The organism is Streptomyces sennicomposti, from assembly GCF_019890635.1.
Lineage (GTDB): Bacteria > Actinomycetota > Actinomycetes > Streptomycetales > Streptomycetaceae > Streptomyces > Streptomyces sennicomposti.
In genome coordinates, this window is the sequence record NZ_JAIOAB010000104.1 from 1 (window position 1) to 9412 (window position 9412).

General features: G+C 73.7%; 8 protein-coding genes. 1 reads left to right on the top strand and 7 read right to left on the bottom strand.

The features are described 5' to 3' along the window. Positions 1 to 23: 23 nt before the first annotated feature. Together K7787_RS30835 and K7787_RS30840 are read right to left on the bottom strand one after the other, a co-directional pair. On the bottom strand, positions 24 to 1562 hold the full coding sequence (locus K7787_RS30835; RefSeq protein ID WP_009188821.1) for an MFS transporter: 1539 nt from the start codon (positions 1560 to 1562) through the stop codon (positions 24 to 26). 252 nt (positions 1563 to 1814) lie between these two features. Continuing rightward, positions 1815 to 3077: a DUF445 domain-containing protein gene (locus K7787_RS30840; protein WP_164389626.1), complete on the bottom strand. Its 1263-nt coding sequence runs from the start codon at positions 3075 to 3077 to the stop codon at positions 1815 to 1817. A gap of 257 nt (positions 3078 to 3334) precedes the next feature. On the opposite strand from K7787_RS30840, the gene K7787_RS30845 reads away from it, so the two are divergent. After that, positions 3335 to 3952 (top strand): transposase, encoded by a 618-nt coding sequence (locus K7787_RS30845; protein WP_308036504.1) that lies wholly within the window; start codon positions 3335 to 3337, stop codon positions 3950 to 3952. A 10-nt stretch (positions 3953 to 3962) separates the two neighbouring features. Here K7787_RS30845 and K7787_RS30850 read toward each other — a convergent pair whose 3' ends face one another. From K7787_RS30850 to K7787_RS30870, 5 genes are all read right to left on the bottom strand, one after another. After that, positions 3963 to 4484, bottom strand: coding sequence for a hypothetical protein (locus K7787_RS30850; protein WP_223003654.1), 522 nt, complete (start codon positions 4482 to 4484; stop codon positions 3963 to 3965). Positions 4485 to 4517: 33 nt separating this feature from the next. Further along, complete coding sequence (locus K7787_RS30855) at positions 4518 to 5483, bottom strand: DUF1707 SHOCT-like domain-containing protein (RefSeq protein WP_247721458.1); 966 nt, start codon at positions 5481 to 5483, stop codon at positions 4518 to 4520. A gap of 33 nt (positions 5484 to 5516) precedes the next feature. Further along, positions 5517 to 6488, bottom strand: coding sequence for an ABC transporter ATP-binding protein (locus tag K7787_RS30860; RefSeq protein ID WP_043261749.1), 972 nt, complete (start codon positions 6486 to 6488; stop codon positions 5517 to 5519). A 219-nt stretch (positions 6489 to 6707) separates the two neighbouring features. After that, positions 6708 to 7610: an ABC transporter permease gene (locus tag K7787_RS30865; protein ID WP_372456712.1), complete on the bottom strand. Its 903-nt coding sequence runs from the start codon at positions 7608 to 7610 to the stop codon at positions 6708 to 6710. After that, on the bottom strand, positions 7603 to 8403 hold the full coding sequence (locus K7787_RS30870) for an ABC transporter permease (protein ID WP_164389632.1): 801 nt from the start codon (positions 8401 to 8403) through the stop codon (positions 7603 to 7605). The genes K7787_RS30865 and K7787_RS30870 overlap by 8 nt, the downstream gene beginning before the upstream one ends. Positions 8404 to 9412: the final 1009 nt, after the last annotated feature.

Sequence of the window (9412 nt, forward strand, 5' to 3'; positions counted from 1 at the left end):
CTCCGCGCGCCGCCGCCGGCCCCTCAGGCCGCGGACGACGACGACGGTGGCGGCGGCGTCGCGTCACGGGTGGCGGCGCCGCCCCCTCGCGCCGCCGCGCCCGCCTTCTCCGGCACCGCCGTCAGCGGCGTGGCGATGTCCTCCAGCGAGCGGCGTTCCGCGTTGACCGCGAGGAACGCGGCCACCAGGCCCGCCGCGCACATCAGGCCCGCGCCGATCTGGAAGGCGAGGACCGTGTCGCCGACCTTGCCGGTGCCGGTGAGGTCGGCGAAGAGCATCGGGCCGCTGATGCCGCCGGCCGCGGTGCCGAGGGCGTAGAAGAAGGCGATGGACATCGCCCTGGTCTCCATCGGGAAGATCTCCGAGACGGTCAGGTACGCGCTGGAGGCGCCCGCCGAGGCGAAGAACAGCACCGCGCACCAGCACGCCGTCAGCGTCGTCGCGCTCAGCGAACCGCGGTCGAACAGCCAGGCCGTGCCGAAGAGCAGCAGGCCGGAGAGGAGGTAGGTGGAGGAGATCATCACCCGGCGGCCCACCGTGTCGAACAGCCTGCCCAGCAGCAGCGGGCCCAGGAAGTTGCCGACCGCGATCACCGCGAAGTAGTAGCCGGTGTGGCCGGAGGGCACGTCGAAGAACTTGGTCAGGATCGCGCCGAAGCCGAAGGTGATGGCGTTGTAGAGGAACGCCTGGCCGATGAAGAGGGAGAAGCCGAGCACCGCGCGCCTGGGGTAGTCGGCGAAGATCGTGCGGCCGATCTCCAGGAACGAGACGCTGCGGCGCTGGTGGATGGTGATCTCGCCGTGCGGCTCGGGCAGCGGCTTGCCCTGCTCCCGCTCGACCTCGCGTTCGATGCCGGAGACCACCTCCTCGGCCTCGCCGTCCCGGCCGTGGATCAGCAGCCACCGCGGGCTCTCCGGGACGTGCCGCCGTACCAGCAGGATCACCAGCGCGAGGACGGCGCCGAGCGCGAACGTCAGCCGCCAGCCCACGTTCGCGGCCAGGAAGTCGGTGTTCAGCGCGAGGATCGACAGCAGTGAACCGCCGACCGCGCCGATCCAGAAGCTGCCGTTGATGATCAGGTCCACGCGGCCCCGGTGCTCGGCCGGGATCAGCTCGTCGATCGCGGAGTTGATGGCCGCGTACTCGCCGCCGATGCCGAAGCCGGTCAGGAAGCGGAAGAGGAAGAACCACCAGGCGTCGAAGGAGATCGCCGTCAGGGCCGTGGCGGCCAGGTACACCGCCAGGGTGATCATGAACAGCTTCTTGCGGCCGTAGCGGTCGGTCAGCCGGCCCCAGAACAGGGCGCCGACGCAGGCGCCCGCCACGTACAGGGCGGCGGCGACGCCGGTGACCTGCCCGGAGCTGATCGACAGTCCGCTGCCGGGCTCCGACAGCCGGCTGGCGATGTTGCCGACGACCGTGACCTCCAGGCCGTCCAGGATCCACACCGTGCCGAGACCGATGACGATCGTCCAGTGCCAGCGCGACCACGGCAGGCGGTCGAGTCTGGCGGGGATGTTCGTGGTCACGGTACGGCCGGCAGCGGCCTCAGCAGTGGCCATGGGCTCCCTCCTCGTCGAGCGGAACGCCATGCGAGTGCCCCCGAAGCGGCCCGATCACGCCACGCGCGCGGCCCGCCCACTCCGATGCCCCGCACCCCGGCCACGCTCCAGGACGTACGCCCACACCCCGGCCACACTCCAGGACGTACCCCCCGCACCCCGGCCACACTCCAGGACGTACCCCCCGCACCCCGGCCACACTCCAGGACGTACCCCCCGCACCCCGGCCCCAGGGAGCAGGCGGCTGCCGCCCTACGCCCCCAGCAGCCGCGACACCGTATAGATCAGCAGGCCCGCCAGTGAGCCCACCACCGTGCCGTTGATGCGGATGAACTGCAGGTCGCGGCCGATGTGGGCCTCGATCTTGCGGGTGGTGTGCTCGGCGTCCCAGCCCGCCACCGTGTCCGTGATCAGGGAGGTGATCTCCCGGCGGTACGTCGTCACCACGTACACCGCCGCGCCCTCCACCCAGCGGTCCACCTTGCCTTGCGCCTTGGGGTCCTCCGCCATCCGGTTGCCCAGGGACAGCAGCGAGGCCCGCACGCGCTGCCGCAGCTCGCTGTGCTCGTCCTCCGCCGCGGCGACGATCATCGACCGTACGGCGGTCCAGGCGGAGGCGATCAGGTCCTGCACCTCGCCGCGGCCCAGCACCTCCCCCTTGAGCCGCTCGACCCGCGCCCGCGTCTCGCTGTCGGACTGGAGGTCGGCGGCGAAGTCGCCGAGGAAGCGGTCGAGCGCCCCGCGCGCGGGGTGGCCCGGCATGTCCCGCATCTCGGTGACGAAGCGCAGCAGCTCCCGGTAGACCCGCTCGCCCACCTTGCGGTCCACGAACCTCGGGGTCCAGCCGGGCGCACCGCCCTGCACGGCGTCCATCACGGAGTCGCCGTGCAGCACCAGCCAGTCGTGCGCACGGGAGACCACCAGGTCCACGACGCGTCTGTGGCCGCCGTCGGCGACGATCCGCTCCAGCATCTTGCCGAGGCCGGGCGCGATCTCCTGCACGGCCGCCCGGCGGGTGATCGCCTCGCCGACCACCGCCTGGACGTCGGAGTCGCGCAGCACCGTGAGCGCGCCGCGCAGCGCCGTGGCCAGCTCGGCCGTCACCCGGTCGGCGTGCTCCGGACGGGCGAGCCAGACGCCCAGCCGACCGCCGATGCCGACCGCGCGCAGCCGCTGGCGCACGACGTCCTCGGAGAGGAAGTTCTCGCCGACGAACTCGCCCAGCGAGACGCCGAGCTGGTCCTTCTTGGTCGGGATGATCGCGGTGTGCGGGATGGGCAGGCCGAGCGGGTGGCGGAAGAGGGCGGTGACCGCGAACCAGTCGGCCAGCGCGCCCACCATGCCCGCCTCGGCGGCCGCCGCGACATAGCCCGCCCAGGCGCCGGCGCCGCTGTGCTGCGCGACCTTGGCGAGGACGTAGACCACCGCCACGAACAGCAGCAGCCCCGTCGCGGTCAGCTTCATCCGGCGCACTCCGCGCCGGCGCTCCTCGTCGGCGGGGCTGAACACGGTCATCGCGCGGCGGGAGGCCGTCCCGGCGTCCGCCGCGCCCGCACCGCCCTCCGGGCCGGACCCCAGGCCTCCGGAGCCGGACCCCGGGCCGTACGATCCGGGCCCCGAGCCGTGCCCATCGGACTGTGGCCCCTGCCCCTCCGGCCCCTGCCCCTCTGGCCCCTGCCCCCGCGGCCCGGCCTCCGGCGCCGGTGCGGCCGTCGCCCCCGTGCGCCGGCCGGGCCGCGCCGTCTCCGGGCGGTCCGGGCCGGGGCCGGCCTGTGTCCTTCGTTCCATCCGCTCCACCCGTTCCGCGTTCCCGCACACGTCCCGCGTACGTCTGCGCCCAATTGTCCCCACCTGACCTACTCCCGGAACGGAACAGGAGTTCCCGGTATCACCCGGAAGAGGCGCGTGGAGAGGGAAGAGGACGGGGACGAAAAGGCGGACAGCGGAAGAAAAGGGCAGCAGGTGCCGGGGGCGCGAAGCCCATGGCGATCGTGGTGACGGCCGGGCAACGGGGAGACTCGCCGCAGTTCGAACCCGTGCTGGAGAAGGTTCGTGTGCCCCGCATCGGGCCGGGCCGATCACGCGTTCGTCCCGACCGGGTGCGGGCGGACAAGGCGTACGCCTCCCGGAAGAATCGCGCCTACCTGCGCCGCCGCGGGATCCGCCGCACCATCCCGGACAAGGCCGACCAGGCACGCAACCGCCGAAAGCTCGGCTCCCGCGGCGGCCGGCCGCCGCGCTTCGACCCGGCGGACTACCGCGAGCGCCACGCGGTCGAGTGCGGGATCAACCGAGTCAAGCGCCATCGGGCCGTGGCCACGCGCGACGACAAGCTCGCCGTCCGCTATGAGGCGACCGTCCTCGTCGCCGCCATCAGCGAGTGGCTGTGACCCTCGGTCGTCACGCGGCGGGATCCACGTTCCACGCCGCGGGCAGATCGCCGCCGCAGAAGACGCAGACGAAGTCGTCCTCGCGGACGATGTTGTGCTCCTGGCAGTCGGGGCACCGCCGGAACACCACCTCGTGGGTGAAGCCAGAGGGCCGCTGAAGCTCTACAGCGTCCAGAGCGCGGGCGACCTCGGCCCAGGAGGTGCCGTCCGGGCAGTACCCGGTGGATTGGTTGCTGACCTCGCGCACGGTCCACCGGCCTGCCTCGCGCGTGAAGCTGATCTCGCCGGCACTGAGGACCATGTCTCCGCCGGCACAGGCCACGTGCTCGCTTCGCCGCGGCGCCAGCCGAAGCACACCGTCCATACCGACCACGAAGGTGAACGGTTCGGCCAGCTCCGCCGCCGATTGCTCTACGAGCCAGCCGCCGAAGTCAGCTGCCGAGCCGATCCGACGCCCGCCGTCACCAGGCCGAACGGCAGTCTTCAGCTCGACCGGCCCGACATATCGATAACTTCGCCCCCGCCCACTCACGTCAGCCAACCTAGAGCACTTCCGACACACGCCCTAGTAGTGCCGGCCGCCGCGCCGGCCGCGGTCCTCCCAGCGGTCCCGCTGGCGTTCCCGTCGCTCGCGGTGCCGCTCCCACCGCTCCTCGCGGCGCTCGCGGTGCTCCTCCAGGCGCTCCTCGATACGGTCGCGGTGCTCGTCCAGATGGCGTTCGAGGCGCTCGCGGTGCTGGTCCCAGTGGTCCTCGTGGCGTCCCGCGTGCAGTTCGCGGCGGTCGGCCCGGCGCTCCAGCTTCTCCTGGCGGCGGGCCTCCTTCCGCGCCTGCCGCTCGGCGCGGGTGAGCTTGCGCTCGACGCCCACGCCGCCCCAGAACGCGAAGCCGGTGATGATCACGCGCGGGGCGCCCGGCTCCCCCGGCTCGCCCTCCTCGCGGTGGTCGAAGCCGCCCATGACGCCGATGCCGCGCACCACGACCTCGACGCCGGGCGGCACGATCACGTTCACCCCGCCCATGATCGCCACGCAGTTGATCACGACCTCGCGGTCGGCGAAGTTCGCCTCGCGCAGATCGATCTCGCCGCCGCCCCAGAAGGCGACGCAGTCGAACCGCTTCGGCACGGTCCAGGCGCCCTTGCGCTGGAACCCGGACATCACGGCGACCGCCCACGACGACGAGCCCTCGCCCCCGGTGACCCGGCTCAGCCAAGTCCCGCTGCCGGCCGGCTCCTTGAGCAGCGAGACCGGCTGGGCCACGGGGGCCGTCACGGTGCCGGCGGCCGGCAGGTCGCTGGTGATCGGCGCCAGCTCCCCGTAGGTGCGCGCGCTGTACGTCGCCTCCAGCCGCTCCTCGAACTCCGCCATGTCCAGGCGTCCTTCGGCGAGCGCGTCCCGCAGGACCTCGGCGACTCGTTCACGGTCGGCGTCGGAGGCGCGCAACTGCTGGGGATCGGGCCGGGCGGCCGGCGGCGCCGGACGCTGCTGGTCGCCTCCCTCGGGGGACGCGGAGGACACGGCATCGGTCATGCACAGCAGCCTACGAGTTCGCCGCGCCTCAGGCTACGAGACCGCGCCCTCGGCCGCGTTCGGGGCCGGGCGGCCGTACATCCGGGCGATCACGGCCTCGATGTCCGGCTCGCGCACCGACAGGTCCACCAGCGGGTAGCGCTCGGCGATCAGCGCCACCAGCGGGGCCGCCGAGCTGCCCGCCGGGAAGGCCAGCCACTGGCGCGGCCCCTCCACCCGCACCACGCGCGCCGTCGGCAGCTCGATCGGCGGCAGTTCCCGCTCCAGGTCCACCACCAGGGTCCGTTCGCTCTCGCCCGCCTCGTGCAGCCCGGCCAGCGGGCCGTCGTACATCAGGCGGCCGTGGTCGATGACCATCACGCGCGAGCACAACTGCTCGATGTCCTGGAGGTCGTGGGTGGTGAGCAGCACCGTCGTGCCGCGCTCGGCGTTCAGGTCCCGCAGGAAGCCGCGGACCTTGGCCTTGCTGATCACGTCCAGGCCGATGGTCGGCTCGTCGAGGTAGAGCACCTCCGGGTCGTGCAGCAGGGCCGCCGCGATGTCGCCGCGCATCCGCTGGCCGAGCGAGAGCTGCCGTACGGGAACGTCCAGCAGGTCGGCCAGTTCGAGGAGTTGGACGCAGCGGTCGAGGTTCTCGCGGTAACGGGCGTCGGGGATGCGGTACATGCGGTGCATCAGCCGGTAGGAGTCGATCAGCGGCAGATCCCACCACAACGTCGTACGCTGCCCGAACACCACGCCGATGCGCCGCGCGAGCCGGGTCCGCTCCCGCGAGGGGTCGATGCCCGCGACGCGCAGCCGGCCGCCGCTCGGCGTGAGGATGCCGGTCAGCATCTTGATCGTCGTGGACTTGCCCGCGCCGTTCGGCCCGATGTAGCCGACCATCTCGCCGCGCGCCACCGTGAACGAGAGCGCGTCGACCGCCCGCACCCGCCGCCGCTCGCTCCTGAGGAACCCGGTCCTCTTGCGCACGTCGAAGACCTTCTCGACCCGGTCCAGCTCGATGAACGCCCCGCCGGGCGCCCCACCGGGACCGCCCCTCCCGAGGCCCTCCCCGCCGAGGCCCTCCCCGCCGGGTCCGTCCCCGCCAGCCCCGTCCCCTCCGGGGCGGCGCGCCCCGGGCCCGTCCCCTCCGGGGCGGCGCGCCCCCAGGGAGTCCTCCCCGGGCCCGCCGTCCCGTTCCTCCGTCGGCCCGTCCATCGGCATACGTCCCGTCAGCTCCCCTCAGCTTCCCGTGCTCCGGTACGACCGCAGGCCCGCCCGCCAGGCGAGTCCCGCCAGCGCGCAGCAGGCCGCCGCGACCAGCGGCGAGGCGAACGCCGTCCAGGCCGGCAGCCCCAGCGGATACGGCCGCCCGAGCACGTACGCGGCGGGCAGCCAGTTGACGAAGGCCAGCGGCAGGACGTACGTCACCCCGCGCACCAGCTCCTTGGCGAACACGGTCGGCGGGTACTGCAACAGCGTGGTCCCGCCGTACGTGAACGCGTTCTGCACCTCGGAGGCGTCCTGCGCGGCGAACTGGAAGGCCGCCCCCGCGACGAACACCGCGCAGAAGATCCCGCCGCCGCTCAGCAGCATCACCGGCATCAGCAGCAGCTTGGGCAGCGTCCAGTGCAGGTCGAGGCGGGACAGCGCGTAGCCCGTCACCAGCAGGCCCTGGGTGACCCGGCCCAGCCGGCGCAGCGCGAAACGGTCCGCGGCGACCTGCGCGAGCACCGGCGCCGGGCGGACCAGCAGCATGTCCAGCGTGCCGTCGCGCACCCGCCGCCCCAGCCGGTCCATCGACCCGATCGCTAGGTCGGCCAGGCCGAAGGAGACGGTGGTCAGCCCGTACAGGAACGCCACCTCGGGCAGGCTGTAGCCGCCGAGCGCGTCCACCCGCGAGAACATCAGCAGGATCGCCGCGAAGTCGAGTCCGCTCGCCGCGAAGTTGCCGACCGTGGTCATCAGGAACGAGACCCGGTAGGCCATCGTGGAGCGGATCCACATGGCGGCGATCAGGCGGTACGCCCGCAGGCCCTCGCGCAGCCGCCCGCGTTGCTCCGTCCGGGTGAAGCCGGTCGGGTCGGTGAAGCCGGTCGGGCCGGGGAGGCCGGGGACGTCGGTGAGGCCGGGGAGGTCAGCCACCCTGCACCACCACCCGCCGCGTCGCCAGCGACTGCACCAGCCGCCCGGCCGCCAGCAGCGCCACCGCCCACGCGCCCTGGAAGGCGTACGTGGCGAGCGGGTCCGCGTGCCCGAGCAGCACGTCCGCCGGGGCCTGGAGCATCGACGACCAGGGCAGCGCCCGCACCGTCTCGCCGAGGGCGCCCGGGAAGACGTTCAGCGGCAGCAGCATCCCCGAGCAGAAGTACCCGGCCAGCCACGCCATCTGCACCACGCCCGTCCCGTCCAGCAGCCAGAACGCGCTCAGCGCCACCAGGAAGCGGATGCCGAAGCTCACCAGCATCGCCAGCGGCAGCGTGCCGGCGAACGCCAGCCAGGTCACCGGGTCCGAGGGCAGCGCGGCCGGGAAGAACAGCGCGCCGAACACGAACGGCACCACCCCGCGCCCCACCAGCTGGAACACGGCCCGGCCCAGGTCGGCCGAGAGCCACCACAGCTGGAGGTCGGCCGGCCGGTACAGATCGACGGCGATGTCCCCCGTGCGGATGCGCTCCATCAGTTCGTCCTCGACGCCGCCCCCGCCGATCGCGAGCGTCGACAGGAACGCCTGCCCCAGCCAGACGAAGGTGACGGCCTGGGTGCGGTCGTAGCCGCCGAGGTGCGGCCGGACGTCCCACAGCGCGAGGTAGGTGTACACGAGGATCAGGCCGAAGACCGTGTTGGTGAACACCCCGGCCAACGTGGCCGCACGATAGGTCGCGTACCGTCTGAATCCCCCCGCCGCGACGGCCGCGTACAACCGCCCAGCGCCCACGTCACGCCTCCCGAAGGTCCACCGACACGAAGCGCAGGAGCCTAGTGCGCACGCGGCGTGACGTGCCACGCATTTTCCGGACCAGATGCCCGGAAACGGGAACGGAACGCTCGGTACGCGAGTCTTCATCCGGGGGCGCAGAAGCGCATGAGGGCGTACGGCGACGTACGACGTGAAAACAGGAGTCCGTGCACGACATGAGCGACGAGCCGCAGCCGAAGGCCAAGGCACAGCCCGGGGCCGAGGAGGCGCAGCCGCAGCCGGGATCGTCCGAGCCGGAGGCTCGGGAGCAGGGCGACGGCCAGGGCCAGGAACGCGACCGCCGGGGCGGGGACGGGGGCCGGGGCCGTGAACGGGGTCGGGCGCAGGGTCCGGCCGAGGACCGGACACAGGCCGGCACGCCGTCCGCCTCGGCGTCCGCGTCCGCGTCGGCGTCCGCGTCGGCGGGACGGTCCGGGGGGCGCGCCGAGGACCGGGCGTCCGCCGAGGACGAGGGCCGGGCGGAGACGAAGGCGCTCCCCCAGGCCCAGGACCGGCAGGCCCGGCAGGCCCGGCAGGACCGGCAGGCCCGGCCGAAGGCCGAGGGCAGGGGCGGACAGGCGCAGGGCCAGGGTCGGAGTCAGGGGCAGGGGCAGGGTCTGAGTCAGGGTCCGGATCAGGGCCAGGGTCAGGACAGGGCGCGGCTGCCGCAGCGGAAGCCGCGTACCGCGCCGGGCGCCGACTCGGGCGACCCGCAGGGGTCCGGCCCCGGCACGCGGGCCGCGACCGGCGGCATCACCTGGGGCACGAACGCCTCCGGCGGCCGGGGCCCGGCGGGACGCACCCCGGACGACCCGGCCGCAGGCACGGGCACCGGCAGCGGCCCGGCCAAGCGCCCCGGCGGCCCGGCGGCGGGCGAGGGCGCCGGCCCGACGCGCCGCACGCCCGGCACCCCGGCGGACCGCCCGGCAAGTACGGCGGGGGGGGGGGGGGGGGGGGGGGGGGGGGGGGGGGGGGGGGGGGGGGGGGG